The organism is Streptomyces sp. NPDC005648 (assembly GCF_040605395.1).
In the GTDB taxonomy this organism is placed as follows: Bacteria; Actinomycetota; Actinomycetes; order Streptomycetales; family Streptomycetaceae; genus Streptomyces.
In genome coordinates this window covers 1-23520 of the sequence record NZ_JBEXCS010000095.1, presented here as the reverse complement: position 1 = coordinate 23520, position 23520 = coordinate 1, and the positions used below count along the sequence as shown (strand labels likewise).

24 protein-coding genes, 1 pseudogene and 2 riboswitches are annotated in these 23520 nt (G+C 71.5%); of the genes and pseudogenes, 7 read left to right on the top strand and 18 right to left on the bottom strand.

Annotated features, from left to right (window positions below; translation table 11 throughout):
• Nucleotides 1-7 precede the first annotated feature (7 nt).
• From ABZT17_RS36870 to ABZT17_RS36815, 12 genes are all read right to left on the bottom strand, one after another.
• Nucleotides 8-976, bottom strand: coding sequence for a helix-turn-helix domain-containing protein (locus ABZT17_RS36870; protein ID WP_356355729.1), 969 nt, complete (start codon nt 974-976; stop codon nt 8-10).
• Nucleotides 977-1009: 33 nt separating this feature from the next.
• On the bottom strand, nt 1010-2086 hold the full coding sequence (locus ABZT17_RS36865) for a 2,3-butanediol dehydrogenase (protein WP_356355727.1): 1077 nt from the start codon (nt 2084-2086) through the stop codon (nt 1010-1012).
• Nucleotides 2087-2088: 2 nt separating this feature from the next.
• Nucleotides 2089-2622, bottom strand: coding sequence for a 2,4'-dihydroxyacetophenone dioxygenase family protein (locus ABZT17_RS36860; RefSeq protein ID WP_356355725.1), 534 nt, complete (start codon nt 2620-2622; stop codon nt 2089-2091).
• A gap of 135 nt (nt 2623-2757) precedes the next feature.
• Nucleotides 2758-3582, bottom strand: coding sequence for a DUF1684 domain-containing protein (locus ABZT17_RS36855; RefSeq protein ID WP_356355723.1), 825 nt, complete (start codon nt 3580-3582; stop codon nt 2758-2760).
• A gap of 62 nt (nt 3583-3644) precedes the next feature.
• Complete coding sequence (locus ABZT17_RS36850; protein ID WP_356355722.1) at nt 3645-5045, bottom strand: NtaA/DmoA family FMN-dependent monooxygenase; 1401 nt, start codon at nt 5043-5045, stop codon at nt 3645-3647.
• On the bottom strand, nt 5042-6148 hold the full coding sequence (locus ABZT17_RS36845; protein ID WP_356355721.1) for an LLM class flavin-dependent oxidoreductase: 1107 nt from the start codon (nt 6146-6148) through the stop codon (nt 5042-5044). Before ABZT17_RS36845 ends, ABZT17_RS36850 begins: the two co-directional genes overlap by 4 nt.
• A 68-nt stretch (nt 6149-6216) precedes the next feature.
• On the bottom strand, nt 6217-7251 hold the full coding sequence (locus ABZT17_RS36840; protein WP_356355719.1) for an LLM class flavin-dependent oxidoreductase: 1035 nt from the start codon (nt 7249-7251) through the stop codon (nt 6217-6219).
• Nucleotides 7252-7264: 13 nt separating this feature from the next.
• Entirely contained in the window at nt 7265-8947 is a 1683-nt protein-coding gene (locus tag ABZT17_RS36835; RefSeq protein WP_356355717.1) for an ABC transporter ATP-binding protein, read from the bottom strand.
• Entirely contained in the window at nt 8944-9873 is a 930-nt protein-coding gene (locus ABZT17_RS36830; RefSeq protein WP_356355715.1) for an ABC transporter permease, read from the bottom strand. Before ABZT17_RS36830 ends, ABZT17_RS36835 begins: the two co-directional genes overlap by 4 nt.
• Nucleotides 9870-10829 (bottom strand): ABC transporter permease, encoded by a 960-nt coding sequence (locus ABZT17_RS36825; protein WP_356355714.1) that lies wholly within the window; start codon nt 10827-10829, stop codon nt 9870-9872. The genes ABZT17_RS36830 and ABZT17_RS36825 overlap by 4 nt, the downstream gene beginning before the upstream one ends.
• A 3-nt stretch (nt 10830-10832) precedes the next feature.
• Nucleotides 10833-12416, bottom strand: coding sequence for an ABC transporter substrate-binding protein (locus ABZT17_RS36820; protein ID WP_356355712.1), 1584 nt, complete (start codon nt 12414-12416; stop codon nt 10833-10835).
• Nucleotides 12417-12670: 254 nt separating this feature from the next.
• Entirely contained in the window at nt 12671-12787 is a 117-nt protein-coding gene (locus ABZT17_RS36815; RefSeq protein ID WP_356355710.1) for a putative leader peptide, read from the bottom strand.
• Nucleotides 12788-12818: 31 nt separating this feature from the next.
• Nucleotides 12819-12932, bottom strand: a riboswitch (SAM riboswitch).
• A 153-nt stretch (nt 12933-13085) separates the two neighbouring features.
• Here ABZT17_RS36815 and ABZT17_RS36810 point away from each other — a divergent pair.
• Nucleotides 13086-14045, top strand: coding sequence for an FHA domain-containing protein (locus tag ABZT17_RS36810; protein ID WP_356355708.1), 960 nt, complete (start codon nt 13086-13088; stop codon nt 14043-14045).
• 14 nt (nt 14046-14059) lie between these two features.
• Nucleotides 14060-14452, top strand: a complete 393-nt coding sequence (locus ABZT17_RS36805; RefSeq protein WP_356355706.1) for a hypothetical protein — start codon at nt 14060-14062, stop codon at nt 14450-14452.
• A 215-nt stretch (nt 14453-14667) separates the two neighbouring features.
• On the opposite strand, the gene ABZT17_RS36800 is transcribed toward ABZT17_RS36805, so the two are convergent.
• The gene (locus ABZT17_RS36800) at nt 14668-15030 is read right to left on the bottom strand and encodes a DUF6479 family protein (protein ID WP_356355705.1); all 363 of its coding nucleotides are present in this window, start codon (nt 15028-15030) and stop codon (nt 14668-14670) included.
• Nucleotides 15031-15101: 71 nt separating this feature from the next.
• Here ABZT17_RS36800 and ABZT17_RS36795 point away from each other — a divergent pair, with 71 nt between their 5' ends.
• Nucleotides 15102-15476: a ferredoxin gene (locus tag ABZT17_RS36795; protein ID WP_356355704.1), complete on the top strand. Its 375-nt coding sequence runs from the start codon at nt 15102-15104 to the stop codon at nt 15474-15476.
• A gap of 40 nt (nt 15477-15516) precedes the next feature.
• On the opposite strand, the gene ABZT17_RS36790 is transcribed toward ABZT17_RS36795, so the two are convergent.
• Nucleotides 15517-16113, bottom strand: coding sequence for a histidine phosphatase family protein (locus ABZT17_RS36790; RefSeq protein ID WP_356355702.1), 597 nt, complete (start codon nt 16111-16113; stop codon nt 15517-15519).
• A 104-nt stretch (nt 16114-16217) separates the two neighbouring features.
• Nucleotides 16218-16357: riboswitch (cobalamin riboswitch) on the top strand.
• 36 nt (nt 16358-16393) lie between these two features.
• Here ABZT17_RS36790 and ABZT17_RS36785 point away from each other — a divergent pair.
• The 4 genes and pseudogenes from ABZT17_RS36785 to ABZT17_RS36770 all read left to right on the top strand — a co-directional run.
• Nucleotides 16394-16615 (top strand): CbtB domain-containing protein, encoded by a 222-nt coding sequence (locus ABZT17_RS36785; protein WP_356355700.1) that lies wholly within the window; start codon nt 16394-16396, stop codon nt 16613-16615.
• Nucleotides 16616-16641: 26 nt separating this feature from the next.
• Nucleotides 16642-17397 carry a CbtA family protein gene (locus ABZT17_RS36780; RefSeq protein WP_356355698.1) on the top strand — a complete coding sequence of 252 codons (756 nt, stop codon included), beginning with the start codon at nt 16642-16644 and terminating at the stop codon, nt 17395-17397.
• Between the two features lie 137 nt (nt 17398-17534).
• Nucleotides 17535-18713: an acyl-CoA dehydrogenase family protein gene (locus ABZT17_RS36775; protein ID WP_356355696.1), complete on the top strand. Its 1179-nt coding sequence runs from the start codon at nt 17535-17537 to the stop codon at nt 18711-18713.
• A 319-nt stretch (nt 18714-19032) separates the two neighbouring features.
• A pseudogene (locus tag ABZT17_RS36770) lies at nt 19033-19281 on the top strand (heme-binding protein); the annotation flags it as partial.
• A 43-nt stretch (nt 19282-19324) separates the two neighbouring features.
• Here ABZT17_RS36770 and ABZT17_RS36765 read toward each other — a convergent pair.
• The 4 genes from ABZT17_RS36765 to ABZT17_RS36750 all read right to left on the bottom strand — a co-directional run.
• Nucleotides 19325-21139 carry an FAD-dependent oxidoreductase gene (locus tag ABZT17_RS36765; RefSeq protein ID WP_356355694.1) on the bottom strand — a complete coding sequence of 605 codons (1815 nt, stop codon included), beginning with the start codon at nt 21137-21139 and terminating at the stop codon, nt 19325-19327.
• A complete protein-coding gene (locus tag ABZT17_RS36760) occupies nt 21139-21402 on the bottom strand; it encodes a UBP-type zinc finger domain-containing protein (RefSeq protein ID WP_356355692.1) in 264 nt (87 codons plus the stop codon). The genes ABZT17_RS36765 and ABZT17_RS36760 overlap by 1 nt, the downstream gene beginning before the upstream one ends.
• A 5-nt stretch (nt 21403-21407) precedes the next feature.
• A complete protein-coding gene (trxA, locus tag ABZT17_RS36755; RefSeq protein WP_356355690.1) occupies nt 21408-21854 on the bottom strand; it encodes a thioredoxin in 447 nt (148 codons plus the stop codon).
• Nucleotides 21851-23520: AAA family ATPase (locus tag ABZT17_RS36750; RefSeq protein ID WP_356355688.1), on the bottom strand; the 1670-nt coding region annotated here is incomplete at its 5' end. The genes trxA and ABZT17_RS36750, both read right to left, overlap by 4 nt.

The following is a 23520-nucleotide window of genomic DNA, read 5'->3' as shown; positions in this document are numbered from 1 at the left end:
CCGGTGACTACCGCGTCGCCTCCGCTCGTGCCTCGCTCGGGGTGAGACCGAACCTGGCGTGGAAGAGACGGGTGAAATGGGCCTGGCTGGAGAACCCCCAGCGGTGAGCCACGTCGGCGATCCGGGTCTGCCGTGCCTCAGGGGCGAGCAGTTCCCGGTGCGCCCTGACCAGACGCCGTTCCACGATGTGCCGTGCCGGGGACCTGCCGGTCGAGGCGAAGATCCGGCCCAGGTGCCGTGCCGAGATCCCCATGACGCCGGCCACCTGGGCGGCACCGAGCCGAGGGTCGTGCAGATGGCGTTCGATGTAGTCCTCCGCCACGATCAGCTGCGAGCGGTAGGCGTCGGGTCCCGTCGGCCCGCCCGTCCGGCCCTCGGTGAGCTGCCCGAGCAGACCGAGCACGGCCCCCTCGGCGTCGGCGGGAACGTGCGGCCCGCCCCGCAACGCCGTCAACTCGCCGAGCAGCGCGGCCAGCGCGGCCACCAGCGCGCCTTCCCGCGCCGTGCCCCGGCCGAACAGCATCGGCCCGGGCAGCCGATGCGCCCCGCATGCCTGGGTGAACAGCTCCCTCGGCACGTCCACCAGGATCTGCCGCATCGAGGAGGAGAACCCGAACAGATACGGCCTGCGCGTGTCGTAGACGCACAGCTCGCCGGAGGTGGCCGCGAGGCAGCCGTTCTCGTGCAGGAACACCGCCTCTCCGGTGAGCAGAAGGCTCGCGAACACCGAGTCCTTGGGGGCCGACCTGACCGTCTGCGGGGTGCGCTCCACGGCATGGGAGTTTCCCGAGATGTCGGCCAGGCGCAGCGCGCCCAGCTCGATGTTGGTCTGCCTGGCCAGCAGCCCCTGCTCGGAGTAGGAGGTGCAGGACAGGCCCACCAGGGCCCGGCGGTTGTAGTCCTCCCAGTAGTGGATGCGCTCGGCGGGTTCCAGGTGCTCGGTGGTGGCCTGGGAGATCACGGAGAGAGCGGACATGCGATCTCCTCATGAGACATGCGGGTCGGGGCCTCAGCGTAGGCGAGGGCCACCTCGGCCGGAAGCCCTTCCTCCCGGCCGTACCAGCACCTTGATCTGCTCTTCTCCGCGCAGCAGCGCCTCGAATCCGTCCCGTACGACATCCTCCAGAGCGATGGTGGAGGTGACGATCCCGGCCAGGTCCACGCCCTCCTCGCCCACCATGCGGATCAGCTCGGGATACACGTCCCGGTATCCCACGCTGGTCATGAGGGTCTGCTCGTTGTTCACCAGGGCGAAGGCGTCCAGTCGGACCGTGCCGGTCAGACCGAGGAACATGACCCGTCCGCCGCGCCGGGTGGCGGCCAGGCAGGCACGCAGCGTCTGCTCCGAGCCGACGGCCTCGAAGACGACGTCCGCCCCCTCGCCGCCGGTCAGGCCGTCCAGATCCGTACCGGTCTCGGCGGCCCCCAGGCGCACGGCCAGCTCGCGGCGGGCCGCGGACCGGTCGGCGGCGACGATCCGCCCGGCACCGGCACGGGCCGCGAGCTGGGTGACGAGCAGTCCGATCGGGCCCAGCCCGAGGACGGCGACGGTCTCACCGGGGCGGATCCCGGCCCGCCGCACGGCGTGCAGGGCGACGGCGGCCGGCTCGAACACCGCCGCCTGTTCCAGGGAGACCGACTCGGGCAGCCGGTGCAGCATGTAGCCCGGCACGGTGGCGCGTTCGGCCAGTCCGCCGTGGCCCATCAGCCCGGCGAACCCGAAGTGCCGGCAGATGTTGTACTCCCCGGCGAGGCACCGGGGACAGCGGCCGCACCGGTAGTGCGGCTCCACCGCCACCCGGTCGCCGGGGACGACGCCGGTGACACCGTCGCCCACCTCCGTGACGGTGCCGCAGAACTCGTGTCCGAGGACGAGCGGGGCGGCCACCCCCGACTCCGGGTGCGGGGCGCCGACGGGAACGGCGTGCGGGCCGTCGGCGTACTCGTGCAGATCGCTGCCGCAGATCCCGCAGTAGGCCACCTCGACGGTCACCTCGCCGGCCCCCGGCGGCCGTACCGGCACCTGCTCGACGCGGACGTCCCTCGCCCCGTACCAGAGCGCCGCCCTCATGCGGGTCCGCGTCATGGTCAGCGGAAGAGGGCGTTGACGTAGTCGGCGCCGATCCCGACCTTCTCGTAGTGCTCCCGGCACATCTTGACGTAGTCGTGCACGTCGAAGAAGCCGTCGGGCTCGCCGTTCTCGTCCAGCCAGACCAGCGGTCCCTTGACGATGAAGAACGCCTTCATCGGCTCGTCGCTGTCGTAGGCGACCAGGGTGTGCCCCTCGCCGGGGGCCTCGTAGACGAAGTCGCCCGCGGTGGCCGTCCAGGGCCGCTCCAGATAGCCCCACTTGCCGGAGATCGTGTAGGCGAACACCTGGTGCGGGTGGTAGTGCCGGTTGACCAGCCCGGCCTCCTTCGCCCGCAGGATGTCGGCCCAGCTGTTGTCCTTGATGTTGATCCACAGGGGGCGGGAGCCGACGGTCTCCGTGAACGGCACGTAGTAGCGGTCGTCGTCCGTGGCCACCTTGGACAGGTAGACCTCGGGAAGGGCGTCGGGGCGGAAGGAGTTCTCGATCGGCCTGAGGTCCTTCCAGAACTCTCCGGCTGGTGTGTCGGGCATGGGACGGCCTCTCTCGTCGCGGGCTTCGGGAAGTCAAGCCCACGGGGGGCGGCGCCGTCTTTCCTCCGGCGGACCTGTCCGCTTGCCGATTCCGGACATCGGGTCCGCCCTTGTCGGCGCCGCCCCGGGCCGTGCTCATGAACCGCCGCGCTCCCGGGGGATCCTCTGCCCCGCCTCGATCGCCACCGGCAGCCTGTTCTCGGCCGGGGGGAGCGGGCAGGTGGCCAGGTCGGTGTAGGCGCACGGCAGGTTCGTCGCGCGGTTGAAGTCCAGGACGAGGGTGCCGTCGGCGGCGGGCGGCTCCACGGAAAGGGCCCGGTTGGCCGCGTAGGTGGTGACCCCCGAGGTCGCGTCGGTGAACAGCACCGTGAGCCGGCCCGGGAGATGTCCGGGGAACGCGGTCAGGGACAGCCGGTGCCCGTCCAGCTCGAACTCGATCCTGCCCGGGGCCTCGTACACATGCTCGAGGCCCTCGACCGCGGCGCCCACGGTGGTCGGCCGCGGTGCGTCGAAGGGGACGTACCGGCCCGTCACGGCCCAGCGCGGGTCGGGGGCGTAGGCGGGGGTGCCGGTGAACTCGGTGCGCAGCGGCGCGTCCGGGTGCCGGGGGCGCACGATGTCGTGGCCGCCGCGCTTGGCGACCTCGATGACCGCCTCTCCCCAGACCGCGTCGACGCCACCGCGCTCGGGAAGCACCCCGAAGCGGTGTTCACCGCGCACCGGTGTGCCGTCGACGAGGAGTTCCTCGCCGTCGTCGAGGTGCACCACGACCCCGTCGGGGCCGGCGTGCCATGCGCCGGGGGCGTCGGGGAAGCGCTGCGGCCGGTCGTCGAGCCAGTGCAGGCCGGTGATCGCCAGGAACCCGTGCGGGTCGGCGAGCCGGGCCTCCTGCGTGCGGTACCACTCCAGCCAGCTCTCGGTGAAGGCGTGGAGGTCCGTCGTGGTTGCCTCGGTGGTCATGAGTTCTCCTTCGTCACGCGGGTTTCGGCCTCGCGAGGGGATGGGGGAGGGGTGCGGGACGGTCAGCCCGCCTGCTGCCGGGCGGGCGCGGACCGGTGGGTGAGCGGTTCGCGCAGGCCGAGGTGGTCGCGGAGCGTGGTGCCGGTGTACTCGGTGCGGTAGACGCCGCGTTCCTGGAGCTCCGGGACGAGCAGGTCGACGATGTCGTCGAGACCGTCGGGGATGAGGTACGGCGTGACGTTGAAGCCGTCGATCGCGCCGTGCCGTACGAAGTGGGCGAACTTGTCCGCCAGGGCGGACGGGGTGCCGACGTGGCCGCGCTGCGGGCCGAGCGCGATGACGGTCTCTCGCAGCGACCAGCCGTGCGCCTCCGCCTTCGCCCGCCACTCGGCCACGACGGTTCGCGGGTCGGCGATACGGCGTGCGCCGAAGGAACCGTCGTTCTCGGCGACGACGGGATCCTCCTCGGGCAGCGGCCCGTCGGCGTCACGGTCGGACAGATCGATGCCCCACAGCAGCCCGGCGATCCCCAACGCCGTGGCGGGAGTGACCTGTTGGAGCCGGATCCAGCGCTTCTTCTCCTGCGCCTCCTCCTCGGTGGCACCGATGATGATCTCGGTGCCGGGCAGGATCCGCAGGTCGTCGTCGGGCCTGCCCACGGCGCGCAGCCGGTTGCGGAGATCGTCCGCGAAGGCGAGCGCGTCGTCGAAGTCGCTGCCGTGTGCCGAGAAGACGACGTCGGCGTTGCGGGCGGCGAAGTCCCGCCCCTCGCCGGAGTCGCCGGCCTGGAAGACGACCGGATGCCCCTGGGCGCTGCGCGGGAGGGTCGGTACGAGGTCCACGTCGAACTGCGGGCCGCGGTGACGTACTCGGTGTACGGCACCGGGCGCGGACCACGCCGACGCGTCCCGCGTGCCGGCCACCGCCTTGTCCTCCCAGCCGTCCCAGAGCGCGCGGGCCACCGTCAGGAACTCCTCGGCCCGCCGGTATCGGTCGGCGTGGTCGAGATAGCCGCCCCGGCGGAAGTTGGCGCCGGTCCAGGCGTTGTCCGTGGTCACCACGTTCCAGCCCGCGCGGCCCTCGGAGAGCAGGTCGAGTCCGGACAGCCGGCGGGCGAGATCGGCGGGCTCGTTGAAGGTGGAGTTGGACGTGGAGACGAGGCCGATGCGGCGGGTGACCGCGGCCAGCGCCGCGAGCTGGGTGATGGCGTCCGGCCGTCCGGCCACGTCCAGGTCGTGGATCCTGCCGTCGACCTCACGCAGCCGCAGGCCCTCGCCGAGGAAGAAGGCGTCGAACAGGCCGCGTTCGGCGGTCTGGGCGACCTTGCGGAAGGAGGCGGGGTCGATCTGGGAGCCGCTGTCGGGGGCGGACCAGATGGTCCAGTGGTTGACGCCCTGGAAGAAGACGCCGAAGTGCAACTGGGCATGAGGCCGGGGTACGTCGAGGGGGTCGGTGCGGGTCATCGTGCGTCCTCCAGGGCGGCGGGGGCCGCGACGGCGAAGCGGTTGGCGGGGCGCTCCAGACCCAGGGTCGAGCGCAGGGACGTGCCGGGCAGGGGACGGGCGACGAGTCGTCGCTCGGACAGGGCCGGCAGGACGAGCCGGGAGAGGACGGGAAGGTCCTCGTCCAGGACGAGCGGATGCAGCCGTACGCCGTCGACGTGGCGGCTCAACTCACTGAGCAGGAGCACGAGTTGTTCGGCGGAACCGATGTGCCGCAGCCGCCCGCGGTCGCTCCATGCCGCGTGCCGTCCGAGGTCCGCGACGCGCTCGGCGGCCGTGGCCTCCGGGGTGTCCAGCGCCACCTCGATCTCGGCGAGGACGCGGGGCGTACCGGCGGCTGCCGCCGCCGAGGCGACCGCCGCGGGATCGCGCCCCTCGACGAACCCGACGTCGAGCCCTGCGGCGGGAACCCGGTCCGGCCGGCCGAGGACGACGAGCTGTCCCTGCGGCGGGCGCGGCACGATCGCCGGGCCCTTCACGGCGTAGGTCTCGCCGGTGAAGTCGATGTAGTGGAGCCGTTCGCGGTCGAGGTAGCGGCTCGTGGCCACGGACCGGATCACCGCGTCGTCCTCCCACGAGTCCCACAGGGCCCGGGCGACCTCCACCCCGTTCCGGGACTCCCGGGCCCGCGCGGAGGCGTCCGCGACCGGCGGGCGGCCCCAGGCACGGGCCGCCTCGGGAAGCTCCTCCTCCGTCACCACCCATCCGGCGCGACCGGCCGAGATGTGGTCCAGGGAAGCCAACTGGCTGGAGACATGGAAGGGTTCGGCATACGTCACCGGGACGACCGGCGCGATCCCGACGGTGCTCGTGGACGCCGCGGCGAACGCGGCCCGTTCCACGGCACCGATCCGGCCCACGGGGTCCGGTCCGGCGCCGGGCGGCAGTACGCCGTCCTCCAGCGTGATCAGGGTGAACCCGGCGTTCTCGGCCACGGCGGCGACCCCGGCCACCCGGCGCGGGGTCAGCAACCGGTCGGGTGCGTGGGCGGCGCGGCGCCAGGCCGCGGGGTGGGCACCGTCGCCGTCGATCTCCAGGGCGAGGTGCAGGGCGGGGCCGGACATGGGGTTCCTTCCGGGAAACGGGTGACCGCGGCGCGGCACGAGGCCGTCCGGTGGCGTGGGACCGTGACTCATCGGCCGGCCTGCTGGACCGGCGAGGGGTAGTGGCCGAGTTCGGGGGCGACGAGGTGTCGTACGTCGTGCAGGATCTGTTCGTACTCCTCCCGGTGGAACTCGTACGGCAACTCCAGGCGCAGCTCGGTCACTTCGGCGAGGACCGGATCGGCCGTCAGCTGCTCCAGGATCTGCTCGGCGGTTCCCACGACGTCCGGGGCGAACAGGGTGCGCCTCGGGCCCTGGGGCGCGAGAGTCCGTTCGTGGCGGCTCGCCGCGTAGGCGCGGTAGCGGGCCCGGGTGGCGGTGTCGGCGCTGTCGAGGGGCACGATCACCCGGCCCAGCGCCACCCGCGCCGTACGGTCCTCGGGCAGCGTCCGCCGGTACTCGGACACCAGCTTCAGCTGGGCCGTGGTGAAGTCGTCGGTGTCCTCGCCGGTGACGATGTTGCCGGAGAGCAGCCCGAGGCCGTTCTCGGCGGCCCAGCGGACCGAGCGCAGGCTCCCCCCGCCGTACCAGATCCGTTGCGCCAGGCCGGGGTTGTGCGGTTGCAGACGGGGGCGCTGGACATTGCCCGGCGAGTGGATGACGGTGTCCGGGCCGCCGAGGTAGTCACCGCGGAGGTTCTCGACGACCCGGGCGATCCTGCCGTACGACAGGTCGAAGCCCCGCCAGTCCCCGTCGTGCACCACGTCGCCGAGCAGGTCGGCGTGCGGCATCCCGGTGCTGAACCCGATCTGGAGCCGGCCCCGGGACAGCACGTCGGCCAGCGCCAGGTCCTCGGCCAGGCGGAAGGGGTTCTCGTAGCCGATGGGGATGACCGCGGTGCCCAGTTCGATCCGCTCGGTGCGCTGTCCGGCCGCGGCGAGGAACACGGCCGCCGAGCCGACCCCGTGTTCCAGGTGGCGCTGCCGGATCCAGGCGCCGTCGTAGCCCAGTGCTTCGCCGTACTCGAAGAGCCGGAGGGTCTCCTCCAGACCCGGATAGGGGTCGTCGTCGGCGAAGTTGCCCGGCGTGAGAAACGCCAACGAGGTGATGGTGGGTGTGCTCATGTGACGTCGGTCCTCAGCTCGTTGCGGTTTCCGCGGCGCGGGAGGGGGCATGACCGCCGGGGATCGCCGCGAGCAGCTCACGCGTGTACGCGTGGCGGGGCTCGGTGAACAGTTCCCCGGGCGGGCCCGTCTCGACGATCCGTCCGCCGCGCATGACGGCGACCTGGTGCGCTATCTGGCGTACGACGGCCAGGTCGTGGGAGATGAACAGGTACGCCACGCCGGTGTCCGCCTGCAACTCGGCGAGCAGGTCCAGGACTTGGGCCTGGACGGACACGTCGAGCGCGGAGACCGGCTCGTCGCAGACCACCAGATCGGGGGAGAGGGCGAGGGCCCGGGCGATGGCCACGCGCTGGCGCTGGCCGCCCGACAGCTCCGCCGGGCGGCGCTCCAGCGTCGAAGCGGGCAGCGCGACCCGGTCGAGCAGTTCGCGGGCACGGTCGAGCCGGGAGGCTCGGTCGCCGACCCTGAACGCCCGCAGCGGTTCGGTGATCACCTCGCCGATGGTGAAACGCGGATCGAGGGAGGCGTACGGGTTCTGGTAGACGAGCTGGGCGCGGCGGCGCAGCTGCCTGACCCGGTCGCCCTTGGCGGTGGTGACCTCGGCGCCGTCGAAGAGGACCTGTCCGGAGGTGGGGTCGGTGAGACGGAGGACGACGCGGGCGGTGGTGGACTTGCCCGAGCCGGACTCGCCGACCAGGGCGAGGGTCTGTCCGCGCCGGAGAGTGAGGCTGACGTCGTCGACCGCGCGCAGGGTGCGGGACGCGCCGCCCGCGCGCGGCAGCCTGAACTCCTTGACCAGGTTGCGTACTTCGACCAGAGGCGGCGTCGAGTCTGCCGGTTCCGCGGGGGCCGGGGTGCGGGGACGGGGCGTGGTCAGGCTCGGGGCGCTGGCCAACAGGCGTCGGGTGTAGTCGTGTTGGGGGTCGGCCAGGACGGCGCGGGTCTCGCCCGCCTCGACCACCTTTCCCTGCTCCATGACCACCAGACGCTGCGAGCGGTCGGCGGCCACCCCCAGGTCATGGGTCACCAGCAGGATCGCGGTGCCCAACTCCTCGGTGAGGTACTGGAGATGGTCGAGGATCACGCGCTGCACGGTGACGTCGAGCGCGCTGGTCGGTTCGTCCGCGATGATCAGCCGGGGTTTCGCGGCGATGGCCACGGCGATCAGGGCCCGTTGCCGCATACCGCCGGACAGTTCGTGCGGGTACTGCCGGGCCCGCACGGCCGCGTCGGGCAGCCCGGCCCGGTCCAGCACGGCGATCGCCTCGGTGGCGGCCGTACGACGGGTCGCGAGGCCGTGGATGCGGAGCACCTCGGCGACCTGCTCGCCGATCCGCTTCACCGGGTTGAGCGAGACCGTCGGATCCTGCGGGACCAGTCCGATCTGCGCCCCGCGCACGGTGCGCAGCTCCGCCTCCGACAGGGTGGCGAGATCGTGCCGGCCGAAGCGGATCGTGCCCGCGTCGATGGTGCCGTTGGCCGCCAGCAGCCGGGTGACGGCGTGCGCGGTGGTGCTCTTGCCGGAGCCGGACTCGCCGACCACGGCGGTGATCTGTCCGGGCCGGACGTCGAGGTCCACGCCCCGCACCGCCGGTACCGTGCCGCCGCGGGTGCGGTACGACACGGACAGGCCGCGGATCTCCAGCAGTGGTGTGGTCACGTCCTCACCGTTCTCGTGTCCCTGTGTCGTCATCGCCTGGACCATTCGCCGTCCAGGGCCCGCGCGATGCGGTTGGTGGCCAGTACGGTCGCGGCGATCGCCAGACCGGGCAGCGCCGTCAACCACCAGGCGTTGGCCAGGTAGTTGCGGCCGTCGGAGATCAACGTCCCCCATTCCGGGGCCGGTGGCGGGGCGCCGTAGCCGAGGAAGCTCAGTGCCGACACGGCCAGGATCGAGGCGCCGAAGTCCAGCGTGGCCAGGACGATCACCGGCCCTGCGGCGTTCGGCAGGACGTGCCGCCCCAGCACCGAGTACCAGCGGGCCCCACCGGCGCGGGACGCCTCGACGAACACCGCCTGCCGTACCCGCAGGACCTCGGCGCGCGCCACCCGCGCGAAGGAGGCGACGCTGGCGATGCCGACCGCGACCGCCACCTTCACCGTCCCGTACCCGAGCGCGGTGACGAGGGCCAGCGACAGGAACAGCGCGGGGATGGCGAGGAGGACGTCGACGAAACGCATCAGCACGTCGTCCACCCAGCGGCCCACGAACCCGGCGACCACGCCGAGCAGTCCGCCGACCACGAATGCGACCAGGACCGCGATCAGGGTTGCCTTGAGAGAGAGTTGGGCGCCGTGGACCACCCGGGAGAACACATCGCGGCCCAGTTCGTCCGTGCCGAACCAGTGACCGCCGCTCGGCCCGCCGAAGTTCTCCGACGGCACACCCCTGAGCGGGTCCTGCGAGGTGAACAGGTCCGGCCAGAACGAGGCCAGCACCACCAGCACGACGACGACGGCCGACAGCAGCAGACCGGGGCGGCGCAGCACGAACCGCAGCACCTGCCGTACGTCGGCACGACGGCCCGGTGCCGCGGGCGGTCCGGCCTCGACCGGCCGGGCGAGACCGAGGGCGGTCTCGGCCCGGTCGGCCGGTTCGTCGACAAGGCTCTGACTCATGCGAAGCTCGCCCTCCTGTCCGAGGCCACCACGATCCGCGGGTCGAGCAGCGGATAGACGAGGTCGACGAGCAGATTCGTCGCCACGAAGATCAGCGCCCCGAACACCACCACGCCCTGGACGAGCGGGATGTCCTGGGCGGTGACCGCGGCCGCGGTCACCCGGCCCAGCCCGTCGCGGGAGAACACCGTCTCGACGACCACCGAACCGGCGATCAGTTGCCCGACCAGCAGGCCCACCACGGTCAGCGCGGGCAGCGACGCGTTGCGCAGCGCGTGCCGCAGATGCACCCGCCAGCGGCCCGCGCCCTTGGCCCGCGCGGTCTCCACGTAGGCCTGGTCCAGCGCGGTGAGCAGGCTCTTGGCCAGCACCTGCGCCACCTGCGCGCCGGTCGGGACCGCCAACGTCAGCGCGGGCAGCACCAGACCTCGCAGCCCGTCGTTGCCGAACGCCGGGAACCAGTGCAGCCGGAAGGAGAACGCCTCGACGAGCAGCAGCCCCACCCAGAAGGTCGGGACCGACACCCCCAGCGGGGGCAGCGACAGCAGGAGCTGCCGCAGCCACCGCTGCGAGGTGTACGTCGCCACCACCGCGAGACCGCCGCCGAGCAGCACCGCCAACAGCAGTGCGGCGCTCGTCAGTTGGAGCGTCTGCGGCAGCGCGTCGGCCAGGGTGGAGGTCACCGGGCGGCCGGTGGAGATGGCGTCGCCGAAGTCCCCGCGCACCGCCCGGCCGAGATACTCGGCGTACTGCACCAGCACCGGCTTGTCGAAGCCGTACTCGTGCCGCAGCGCGGCCAGCCGGGCCGGGTCGACGTCTCCCGAGTCCATCCCGGCACCGGCCATCGCGGTGACCGGGTCACCGGGCAGGAAGTCCAGCACCAGGAACGACAGTGTGTACGCCGCCCACAGCACCCCGACCGCCTGCGCCAGCCGTTTGATCACATAGCGGCGCATGCGTTAGCCGATCCAGGTGTCGTGCAGCTGGATACGGCTGCCCGAGTCGAACTCGAGGTCGTGCACCTTCTTCGACACGGCCAGCTGGGTCTGGAGCTCCACCACCGGCACGTCGTACGCGTTCTGCACGATCACCTTCTGCGCCTCGGCCACCAACTGCGCACGCTTGGCGGAGTCCGTGGTCGCGGCCTGCCCGGAGAGCGCGGTGTCCAGCGAACTGGCGGGCAGGCGGTAGAAGTTGGCCAGCTGGGAGGAGAACGAGCTGCGCAGGATGTCCGGGTCGGAGCGGGTCACATTGCTCCACACCAGGTCGAAGTTCCCGCCCTGGAGGGTGGTGGCGAACTCGCTGACCTGACCCTGCTTGAGCACCACGTCGATCCCGACGGCCTTCAGCTGCTGCTGGACCAGCTCCAGCGCGGGCTGGTTGGTGGCCGCGTTGGGGAACCAGCTGATGGTCAGGCTGAGCTTCTTGCCGTCCTTGGTGCGGACACCGCCGCTGCCCGCCTTCCAACCGTCCGCTTCCAGCAGGGACTTCGCCTTGGCCGCGTCGAAGGCGAGGTCGGAGGAGAGGTCGGTGTAGTCGGGCGTGGTGTGCGCCAGGACGCTGGTGGCCGGTCGGGTGCCGGTCGGGAACACGGTGTCGGCGATCTGCTTGCGGTCGATGGCCGCCAGGATCGCCTGACGGACCTTGACGTCCTTGAGCAGCGGTCGCGAGTTGTTGACCCCGAGGCCGAACACCACACCGGGGTTGGCCCGGCGCAGGAGGGTGACCTGACCGCCCTTCAGCGCCGCCTCATTGGCCTTGCCGACGCTGCTGATCGCGTCCACCTGCCCGGACTGGAGGCTGCCGGCCCGGACGCCCGCCTCGGGCACGACCTTGAAGACCAGCTTGTCCAGGTAGGCCTCGCCCTTCTTGGTCCACAGCGAGGAGCCCCAGTCGTAGCCGGCGCGCCTGGCGAGCGTGATCGACTGGTTCTGGACGTACTGCTTCAGCACGAACGGCCCGGAGCCGATCACACCGTCGCTGCACTTCTGCTGCGGGCTCTTCTGCACGCTCGCCGACGACTCGATGCCCAGCGAGTGGGTCGAAGTCGCCTGGAGGAACTGGGCGTTGGGCTGCTTGAAGGTCACCCTGACGGTGAGCGGGTCGACCACGGCGGTGTTCTGGACGCCGCTCAGGAAGCCCTGCGCGAGGACACCCAGCGGACCGAGCTTCGGGATCGCGTCGAAGTTGTCCTTGACCACCTGCGCGGTCAGCTCGGAGCCGTCGCTGAAGGTGACACCGGACCGCAGATGGAACGTGAAGGCCGTCGCGTTCGCGTTGATGTCCCAGCTCTTGGCCAGCCACGGCACGATCTTGCCGGTCTTCGGGTCCTGGTCGGTCAGGGAGTCCACGGTCTGGCGCACCGAGTAGATGCTCTCGTTGCTACCGACCTGCTGCGGGTCCACGCAGCCGGCGTCGGAACCCACCGCGAAGGTCAGCGTGCCACCGGACTTCGGCCGGCCGCTTCCGCCGCCGGAGCCGTCGCCGCTCGAACCGCAGGCGGTCAGCAGGACGCTGGTGGTCACAAGGGCGGCCAGGGGCACCCATCGGGAGGTTCCGAAGGCTGTTCGGAAGGCGGGGCGGGAGAGTCTGGGAGCGGGGAGTGCGGTCACGGAGGGGTTTCTCCTACTCGTGTCACCAGGCACGGGGCCGTACGAGGCAGCCGTGCGTGGACGTGCGGCCCCGCCCGGATCGGAACCGGGTACGGGGGAGCGCTGTGCAGACGGAGGTCAGGGGAAGAAGCCACCCGGAGCGGTGGCGGGGGAAAAAGCGCGAGGGCCGAGGGTGGCCCGGGTCGTCAGGCCTGACAGAGGCAGCTGGTCGAGCGCTTCAGATCGATGTGGCGTCGGCGCGAGAGCCGGGAGAACGCCGTGGCGTCGGCGAAGGAGGCGGGCAGGTCACCACGGTGCCGCATACCGTTCCTCCCCGTCTCCGGCCCCCACGGGGCCACGCGCTTGCGGGAGTCGTCGGTGATCCCGCCGGGCTTTCACCTGGAGCACCCCACCGCGCGGGAGGGTTGCCGGTCAGCGAGCCAGGGCTTGACGCTGACACTCAATGCCGATCGTGATGCTACGGAGCGTTCTTGTCGTACGTCAATGCCGGACCCCGGCGCCGGGACGCTGTGGCAGGGCGGGGCCGATCGGCTTTTACTGGAAGGAGAGGATCACCGGGACAGACAACCGAATCGTTTCGCGAAGGCAGGAGGTCGTGCCATGGACCCGCCTCTGCGAGAGCGCGACCTACCGCACCTCGTGGTCGACCGCCCGGACCGGCTGCGCGGCCGGGTCTTCGTCCTGGACGACCGGCCGATGCTGGTCGGGCGGGACTCCGACTGCCAGATCCAGGTGGCCGATCCCGGCGTCAGCCGACGGCACGCGGTGGTGTGGCGGGCCTCGGGCCGGACCACCGTCGAGGATCTCTCCTCCACCAACGGCACCATGCTGAACGGCCGCCCGGTGTTCGGGCAGCAGGTGCTGCACTCGGGCGACGTACTGGACTTCGGGCCCTTGGAGGTCCATTACGAAGAGCTGCGCGCCGCCGACCGGACCGTTCAGACCCCGAGGCCCGGAGCCGGCGGCACCGCGCGCGGCACCTCGGACACCATGCCGGGCTGGAGCCCCGCCCCCGAGCCCGAGCCCGGGCCCACGCCTTACGGCGCTCCGGCCGCGGGGCCGCCACCCCCGTACCCGCCGGGTCGCTCGGCACCGCGGGAGGCCGGCCGTACGCCGCCCGGCGGCGAGCGGCGGTTCGACATCGGGGCGCAGCAGGCCGACCGGCTGAGCAATGTCGCAGGCGACCAGTACAACTACGTCCAGCAGGCGCAGCGCGAGAGCTTTTTCAAGGAGATCGCCGCGACCCGTACCAGGGCGCGGCACCTGATCATTCTCGGCTTCCTGTTCTTTCTGGTCGGAAGCGGGATGTACGGCTGGGTGATCATTCGGTTCATCGCCAGGACCGACGACGACGTCTCGTCGGGGAGTTCGAGCTTCGGCTCCTCCTCGGAGCTGCTCGGACCGAAGGTGGCCGGGGTGCCGGTAGGGGCGGTCGGATTCGCGTTGGCGGCCATCGGGTCGGTTCTGACGCTCATCGGGATCGTTCTGCACATCGTGACGACGTCCCGGCGCCGCCGCTTCGAGGATGCCGAGCGGCAGGCGTCCTGGCGGCAGCGGTGAGGAGATGGGGAGCCATGGCCTTCAACATCGGAAACCAGCAGGGCGGCGTGGTCAACAACGTCGCCGGGAACCAGACCGTTCACGGTGACCAGTCGGCCGTCTTCACGGCGGGCGGTCAGGAGGTGCGCGGTCTGGTCCGGGAACTGAGGGCGTCGATCGAGCAGACGCCGTTGCCGCCGGCGATCGAGCCCGAGGTCCGGGCCGAGCTGGACTCCCTGGACGTGGAGGCCGCCCGGCCGGAGCCGGACCGGGAGGCGGTGGCGGGCCGACTCGGCCGGATCACCCGCCTGCTGTCCTCTGCGGGTGCGCTGGCCACGGCCGGCGCCGGGCTGATCGGACCGCTCGGAGCGCTCGCGGGCTGGCTCGGCGCACTCGGCCAGCCGATCCTGCGGCTGATCGCGGGTTGACGGGGGGAGACGGAGGTCGACGCGAAGCAACGGCAGGTCGTGGGTGGCGCCGAGCCGTTCGCCGGACGCAAGCCGTTCGTCGAACGCAAGCCGCTCGCCGGGCGCAACCCGGCGACGAGCCGGGCGCAACCCGGCGACGAGCCGGGCGCAACCCGGCGACGATACGGGTCGTCGAGAGGCAGAGCCTGGAGGACCACAGGCCCACCGCCGCCTCGTCAGCGGCCGCCCGATCCGCCGCTGCCGAACGAGCCACTGCTTCCGTCGCTCCAGCGCGGACGTTCCCTGGACGGGGCCGAACGGGTCGGTGAATTGCCGTGGCCGGGGAGTTCGTGCGGGGTGAGCCGGCGGTCGCCGCGCGGCACCTCGTCGGGTTCGCGGCTCTCCAGGACTTCGCGGACCGGACCCTCGTCCGGCATCCGGGGCTGTTCCTCGGGGCGCGGCGGTGCGGGCTCGCGGCGGCGGATGCGGGCGCCCAGCACGAAGGCGCCGATCAGCACGGCCACGATCACCACACCGGCCGCGACGAGTCCCAGCGCGGCGGCGCTGCCGGCGGCGAAAACCATCGATGCGCTGTTCATGGCGTGCGAGTACCCGGGGCCTCGGTCCGAACACCGTGTTTGACGCGAGAGGCACCGGCTACCCGGACCGCGTGACTACGACGACATCCCAGCAGGAGCTCTTCCGGTTCCTGGAGGACCGGTTCACGTGCGCACAGGCGTGTACCGAGTGTGCGCGGGCGTGTGCCCTGCGCGCGAGCCTCGTGGACCCCGAGGGTACGGAAGAGCAGGAACTCGTACGGCGCAAGGGCATCATGTGCGCGGAGGTGTGCGACGCGACCTGCCGTGTGCTGTCCGAGCAGAACCGCCTGGACGAGGACGGCATCCGTATCCAGGTGGAGTGGTGCCGCACCGTGTGCCTGGAGTCCGCGCACGCCTTCGACCGCCTGGCGGGTGCCCAGGACGGCGCGAAGGCGTGCCGTGAGTGCGCGCAGGCGTGCACGGACTTCCTGGCGACACTGAACTGACGCGGGCGCGCGCCGTGCGGCGCTCCTCCCACGACGTCGCTCAGTCCCCGCCCCCGACCGGCCGGCCGAGCCGTACGTTCCAGCGGTCTGCTCTGCCGGTGAGTTCGACGGCGGTCAGCGGGGGTACGTCCGTGCGCCAGAAGGCGGAGTCGGGGGCGCCCAGGGCCCGTACCACCGCGGCTCGCACCACCTCGGGCTCGACCACGGCCAGGGTGCGGCCCGTGTGCGGCGTCACCGACCCGAGCCACTGAGCCACCCGGTCACAGACCGCCCGTACCGACTCCCCGCCGTGCGGTGCCGCGTCCGGGTCGGAGAGCCAGCGGGCCAGCGCGTCCGGCTCCCGCCCGCCCACCTCCGCCAGGCTCGCCCCGCGCCAGCGGCCCGCGTCCAGCCCGGCCAACTCCGGTACGGGCTCGGCGTCGAGGCCGAGGGCGTCGGCCGTCTCGCGGCAGCGCACCGTCGGGGAGGACCAGGCCCGGCCGGGTGCCGGGAGCGCTCCGGCCGCGGCCCGCGCCTGTCGCAGTCCCGAGGCGTCCAGGGAGCAGCCGTCGTCGAAGCGCGCCTCCCGCAGGGCGGCCGTGATCGCGGGTGAGATCAAGATCACGCGGCTCGTGCGATGTTCGTACGCGGCCCCCATATCGCTCCAAATTCCTCGATCCTACGGAGAGAACGGCTCACCGTGGACGCCTCGCGCGCCCCCGTGCGCTCTTGGCCCCACCCCGGCTTCGCGGTACCGTCGCGGACGATATCGACGATCGATGTCGACGACGGCACAGCGGAAGCCGGTGAGAAGCCGGCACGGTCGCGCCACTGTATGCCGGGCCGCCCACACCCTGGGGCGGGCCCGGTGAGTCAGACCCGCCCCGTCGTCCTGTGCACCACCGAGACGGGACGCGAGTTCCCCAGGAGGGCCTGCCATGGCGCAGTCTGTCGCTCAGCCGACCACCACCCCCACCGCCGTACCGGAGAAGCTGCCGATCGGCGCGATCGTCCCCTGGGCGGTCTTCTTCGGCATCCTGATGCTGGTCCTGCTCTACTTCGTCGGCGCGGAACAGGGCGCCACCTCCGTGATGAGCGGATCCGACGTCCACGAGTGGGTGCACGACGCCCGCCATCTGCTCGGCTTCCCCTGCCACTGACGGCGCCCGGGAAGACGTACGAGCCCATGAACTCCACAACCGTCCGCAACCTCCTGGTGCGCGGCATGCTCGCGGGACTCGCCGCGGGCCTGCTCGCCCTGGTCGTCGCCCGCTTCCTCGGTGAACCGCGCGTCGACGCGGCCATCGCCTACGAGGACACCCACACGCACGAGCACGGCATGGAGGTCGTCAGCCGCACGATGCAGTCCACCGCGGGCCTGGCCACCGGTGTCCTCGTCTACGGCGTCGCGTTCGGCGGCATCGCCGCCCTCGCGTACTGCTTCGCCCTGGGCCGTGTCGGCCGCTTCGGACCGCGTGCGAGCGCGCTGCTCCTGGCGGCCGCGGGCCTGATCGCCGTCTATGTCGTGCCGTTCCTGAAGTACCCGGCCAACCCGCCGGCCGTCGGCGACCCCGACACCATCGGCAGGCGCACCACGCTGTACTTCCTCATGGTGGCGCTGAGCGTGCTGCTCGCGATCGCCGCCGTGATCCTCGGCAAGCGCCTGGCACCCCGGCTGGGCAACTGGAACGCCACGCTCGCCGCCGGGGCGTTCCTCGTCCTCGCCGTCGGGCTCGCCTACGCGTTCCTGCCGTCCTTCGACGAGGTGCCGAAGACCTTCCCGGCCACCCTGCTCTGGCAGTTCCGGCTGGCGGCCCTCGCCGTCCAGCTGACCCTGTGGACCTCCTTCGGGCTGCTCTTCGGGCTGCTCGCGGAGCGGGTGCTCGCCCCCGAACGGGCGCGAACCACCGGCGTCACACAGGCAACTCCGGTCGCACACTGAGCACATGACCGGAACAGGGCCCCCGGAATCCGCCGTGGCGATCCGGGGGCCCTTTCCCGTCCCTCGCCATTCCCAATTTCTGGAACACGTTCTACCGTGTGCGCCGTCAGGACCGGCCTGGGATGCCTGGAGGCGCCGTGCACCTCGAATACACGCCCGAGCAGCAGCGGTTGCGCACCGAACTGCGCGCCTACTTCGCCGAGCTGGTGCCCGACAACGCCTACGCCCGGCACGGCGACCCCGCCGCGCAGAAGCGCTTCTACCGCGAGACCATCCGGCGCCTGGGCACGGACGGCTGGCTCGGCGTGGGCTGGCCGAAGGAGTACGGCGGCCGCGGGCTCACGGCGATGGAGCAGTTCATCTTCTTCGACGAGGCCGCCCAGGCCGGTGTTCCGCTGCCGCTGATGGCGCTCAACACCGTCGGCCCGACGATCATGCAGTTCGGCACGGACGAGCAGAAGGCGTACTTCCTGCCCAAGGTCCTCTCCGGCGAGATCGACTTCGCCATCGGCTACAGCGAGCCGGATGCCGGCACCGACCTGGCGTCCCTGAAGACGCGCGCGGTGCGGGACGGCGACGAGTACGTGGTCAACGGGCAGAAGATCTGGACGACCAACGGCGACACCGCGGACTGGGTGTGGCTGGCCACCCGCACCGACCCGGACGCCCCGCCGCACAAGGGCATCACCATGCTGCTGGTCCCCACCAGCGACCCGGGCTACTCCTGCACCGTCATCACCACCCTCGCCTCGCACGACACCACGGCCAGCTACTACGAGGACGTCCGCGTCCCCGTCTCCCGCCGCGTCGGCGCCGAGAACCAGGGCTGGCGGCTGATCACCAACCAGCTCAACCACGAGCGCGTCACCCTCGCCGCCCACGGCACCATGGCCATCCGCGCCCTGCACGACGTCCAGCGCTGGGCCATGGAAACCAAACTCGCCGACGGCCGCCGGGTGATCGACCTGCCCTGGGTGCGCCGCCTCCTCGCCCGGACCCATGTGAGGCTCGACGCGATGAAGCTCCTCAACTGGCAGATGGTGAACGCGGTCCAGAACGGCACCCTGACCCCGCAGGACGCCTCCGCCGTCAAGGTCTACGGCTCCGAGGCCCGCCGCGACGCCTACGCCTGGCTGATGGAGATCGTCGGCGCCGCGGGGGAGCTGAAGGAGGGCTCGGCCGGCACGGTGCTCCACGGCGAACTGGAGCGCGGCTACCGCTCGGCCGTCATCTTCACCTTCGGCGGCGGCAACAACGAGATCCAGCGGGAGATCATCTCGTGGATCGGTCTGGGGATGCCTCGGGTACGGCGTTAGCCTGCCTGTGACGAGGATCTTCGTCCTCCGGTGCCGGAAGCGCTGATGTGCGGCCTTGTGCGTCGAGCGGATGGGCATACGCGACGCGCGTGATCGCGGATGACCGGTGTGGACCCGCGTGTGCCGGCGCGCACTCCGGGCAGGCGAGCGGTTTGCTCATACTCCCGAGCCTCCCCGCACCGTTCAACGCCGGATGGGCTGAGGAGGAAGAGCGGCTACGGCCGAATCCAGGAAGGCCCGTCAACGCGGCGGGGGCTGCCACGGCGGCCAGCTCGACCCGGCCAGTGCGGCGTTCCCGGGGCCGCCACCCCCACGAACGTTGTGGCCGGCCACCGCATGCAACGGCCCACCCAACGAAAGGCGTCACTATGTCCGCCACCACCCTGGACATCGCAAGGCCAAGACCTCGATCCTCTGCTCGATGCACAGCGGGGCCGTGGGTGAGATCTCGCAGCCCGGCGGTCCCGTCTACGGCATCGAGCACAGCAACGGCGGTCTGATCTCCTTCGGCGGCGGGCTGCCGATCGTGGACGCGGACGGCCACGTGGCCGGGGCTGTCGGCGTCTCCGGTGGCACCGGGGGCCGCCGTGGCGCCGGACGGGCGCCCTTCGTCATGCGAGCCATGCGGACTCCTTGTGACGTATGCGGGGGAAGACGTCCGAGTGGCCCGCGACAGCGGACGTGCCCGTGGTGCCGGGTGCGGCCGAGTGCCCCAGGTGCCGGTGCACGAAGTGGATGGCCATCGCGCCCTCGCCGACCGCGGAGGCCACCCGCTTCACCGAGCCGCTGCGGACGTCCCCCACCGCGAAGACCCCGGGCAGGCCGGCCTCCAGGGTCATGCACGAGCGCCCGCGACCGTGCCACACCTCGGGGTGGGCGCAGGCTTCCTGGGCCTCCGGCCCGGTGAGGACGAAGCCGCGGGAGTCGAGGGCGACGGTGCCGGCGAGCCACTCGGTGTGAGGTTCGGCGCCGGTGAAGACGAACAGGCTCCGTGCCGCGAGGCGGCGGTGCACGCCCGTGCGGTTGTCGACCACGTCGAGCTCCTCCAGCACCTGCTGGCCGATGACCTCGGTGACCTCGGTGTGCAGCATGACCTCCACCCGCGGATGGCGCTCGACCTGGTCGATCAGGTAGCGGGACATGTTGGCCTCAAGGCCGGCTCCTCGGACCAGCAGGTGCACCTTCGGCGCGTACCCGGCGAGGAACAGCACCGCCTGGCCCGCCGAGTTGCCTCCGCCGACGACGGCCACCGGGTCGGTGCGGCACTGCTGGGCCTCGTAGACGGTCGCGGAGTAGTGCACGCTCGTGCCCTCCAGGCGTTCGATGCCGGGCACCTGGAGCCGGCGGTAGCGGGCGCCCATGGCCAGGACGACGGCGCGGGCGGCGATCTCACTGCCGTCGGCGAACGCCACCACGTAGTGGTCCTCGTCCTTGGCATGGAGACCGGTCGCCTCCAGCGGAAGGCTGATCCCGGCGCCGAACTTGTCGGCCTGGAGCACGGCGCGTTCGGTGAGTTCGGCGCCGGAGATGCCGGAGGGGAAGCCGAGCAGATTCTCGATGCGGGACGACGTGCCGGCCTGGCCGCCGGTGGCCATCGCCTCCGCCACCGTGGTGCCCAGGCCCTCGGAGGCGGCGTACACCGCGGCAGCGAGGCCGGCGGGCCCGGAGCCTACGATGAGGACGTCCCCGTGACGGTTTCCGGCGGGTAGTGACGGCAGGCCGATGAGCCGGGCCAGTTCCGCGTTGCTGGGGTTGCGCAGCAGGGTGGTGTCCCGCCAGATGACGAGTGGTGTCTCCGCCGGGCCGACGCCGAAGCGGCGCAGCAGCTCCTCGGCCTCCTCGTCGGTCTCCAGGTCGATCCAGCGGTGCGGCAGCCGGTTGCGGACGGCGAACTCGCGCAGCCGTCTGGTGTCGGGGGAGTAGCGCGAGCCGATGATGCGGAAGCCGGCGCCCTGTCCGACGAGCAGCGCGCGACGGCCCAGACAGGCGCGCAGCACGGTGTCCCCGATGGTGGAGTCCTGGGACACCAGGTGGCGCAACCGGTCCAGGGAGACGACGAGGACCTCGCCCGGCTCCCTGGCGACAGCGGTGTAGAAGGCCACTTGTCCGTACAGCAGGCCGAGTTCGCCGATGAAGCGACCGGGACCGTGCACCCGCAGCATGCGCTCCTCGGGAGTGCCGTAGCCCTCGACGACGGCGACGGTACCGCTGAGGACGACGAAGAACGTCTGGCAGCGCTCCCCCTCCCGGATCAGCACGTCGTTCGCAGCCATGGTCCGGCGTTGCCCGTGCTCCGCCAGACGTGCTGTCTGGTCCTCCGTAAGGCGCGGATACGCGCCGTAGATGTCCGGGGTCTCCCAGGAGGCCGCGTCGTCCGCTTCCTCCGGCACCGGTTCTCCGTTCGGCGGCGGCTGGTCGCCGGACATCAGACGAACGCCTCGTGGACGTAGCACCAGCGCCATTCCTCGCCGGGCTGGAACGACTGCACGATCGGATGGTCGACCGCAGCCGCGTGCCTGCGCGCGTGCTTGTTCGGCGAGGAGTCGCAGCAGCCGACGTGCCCGCAGGTCAGGCAGAGCCTCAGGTGGACCCACGGGGAGCCGAGCATCAGACACTCCTGACACCCTTCTGGGGTCAGCGGCCGGACCGGCCGGACGAGCGCGAGGTGGGGGTCTGCGTGCAGGGTCATCCGGATCACCCTTTCCGGGCGGTGATCGACTGTTCCACCCACCGGCGAAGAGCCGGGGCGGGCGCCGCCCCCGCCTGCCGGGCGACCGTCGCGCCCCGGTCGAGGATCAGCAGTGTCGGTACGGCCTGGACCTCGAAACGCTGCGACAGCCGAGGGTTCTTGTCGACGTCGACCTTGACGAGTTTGATGCGGCCGGCGAGATCGGTGGCGACCTTCTCCAGTGCGGGGCTGACCATGCGGCAGGGGCCGCACCAGGTGGCCCACAGGTCGACCACGACGGGGACGTCGGCCCGCTCGGCCACCTCGGTGAAGTCGTCGTCGCCCGCGTCCACCATCCACGGCAGGGGCTGCTTGCAGTGGCCGCACCTGGGGCGGCCCTCCGCGGCCGCGGGCACCCGGTTGCTGCGCCCGCAGTGGGGACAACTGACGGTCGTCGCCCGCATCGTACTCATGCCGCCCGCGCTCCCTTCACGTCCTCGGGATGGTCGTAGGTGACGACCAGCTCTCCGTGTTCGGCGTCGACGCGGACCGTCGCGCCGTCCTGGACGTCACCACGCAGCAGGGCGCGCCCGACCATCGTCTCGACCTCGTGGGAGATGTAGCGGCGCAGCGGCCGCGCCCCGTACACCGGGTCGTAGCCCTGGTGGGCGATCAACTCCCGAGCTGCTTCGGTGAGTTCGACGGTGATGCGACGTTCGGCGAGCCGACGGCGCAGCTCGTCGAACTGCAGCTCGACGATCCGCTCGATCTGCCGCTCGCCGAGCGGTTTGAACAGCACGATGTCGTCGACGCGGTTGAGGAACTCCGGGCGGAAGTGTCCGCGCAGCTCGCCCATCACCAAGGTGCGGGCGTCCGGCTTGATCTCGCCCTCGGCGGTGGCGCCGTCGAGCAGGTGCTCGGAGCCGATGTTGGACGTCATGATGATCACGGTGTTGCGGAAGTCGACGGTGCGGCCCTGGGAGTCGGTGATGCGGCCGTCGTCGAGGACCTGCAGCAGGGTGTTGAAGACGTCGGTGTGCGCCTTCTCGATCTCGTCGAACAGGACGACCGAGTACGGCTTGCGGCGGACGGCCTCGGTGAGCTGGCCGCCTTCCTCGTAGCCGACGTATCCGGGCGGTGCGCCCATGAGCCGGCTGACGGTGTGCCGCTCCTGGTACTCACTCATGTCGAGGCGGACCATGTTCTCCTCGGAGTCGAACAGGGCGGCAGCCAGGGTCTTGGCCAGTTCGGTCTTCCCGACGCCGGTGGGGCCGAGGAAGATGAACGAGCCGATGGGGCGGCGCGGGTCGCGGATGCCGGAGCGGGCGCGGATGATGGCGTCGGCGACGAGTTTGACGGCCTCGTCCTGGCCGATGACACGCTCGCGCAGGATCTCGTCGAGGCGCAGCAGCTTCTCGCGTTCGCCCTCCTGGAGACGGGCGACGGGGATGCCCGTCCAGGCGGCGACGATCTCGGCGATCTCCTCCTCGGTGACGACCTCGCGCAGCAGCCTGTTCTGCCCTTGTTTGGCGGCCAGTTGCTCCTCCTCGGCCTTCAGCCGGCGCTCCAGGTCCTGGAGGCGGCCGTAGCGGAGTTCGGCGGCGCGGTTGAGGTCGTAGGCGCGTTCGGCCTCCTCCGCCTCGTGGCGGAGCTGCTCCAGTTCCTGGCGTAGTTCCTGCACGCGGCGGATGGCCTGCCGTTCGGCCTCCCACTGGGCGTGTTTGGCGTCGGCCTCGCCGCGCAGGTCGGCCAGTTCCCTGCGCAGTTCCTCAAGACGGGACCTGCTGGCGGCGTCGGTCTCCTTGGACAGGGCCGCCTCCTCGATCTCCATGCGGGTGACGCGGCGGGTGATCTCGTCGAGTTCGGCGGGCATCGAGTCGATCTCGGTACGCAGCCGGGCGCACGCCTCGTCGACGAGGTCGATGGCCTTGTCGGGCAGGAACCGGTCGGTGATGTAGCGGTGGCTGAGGGTGGCCGCGGAGACCATTGCGGTGTCCTGGATCTTCACGCCGTGGAAGACCTCGAGGCGTTCGCGCAGTCCGCGCAGGATGGAGATGGTGTCCTCCACGCTCGGCTCGTCGACCAGCACCTGCTGGAAGCGGCGTTCGAGGGCGGCGTCCTTCTCGATGTGCTTGCGGT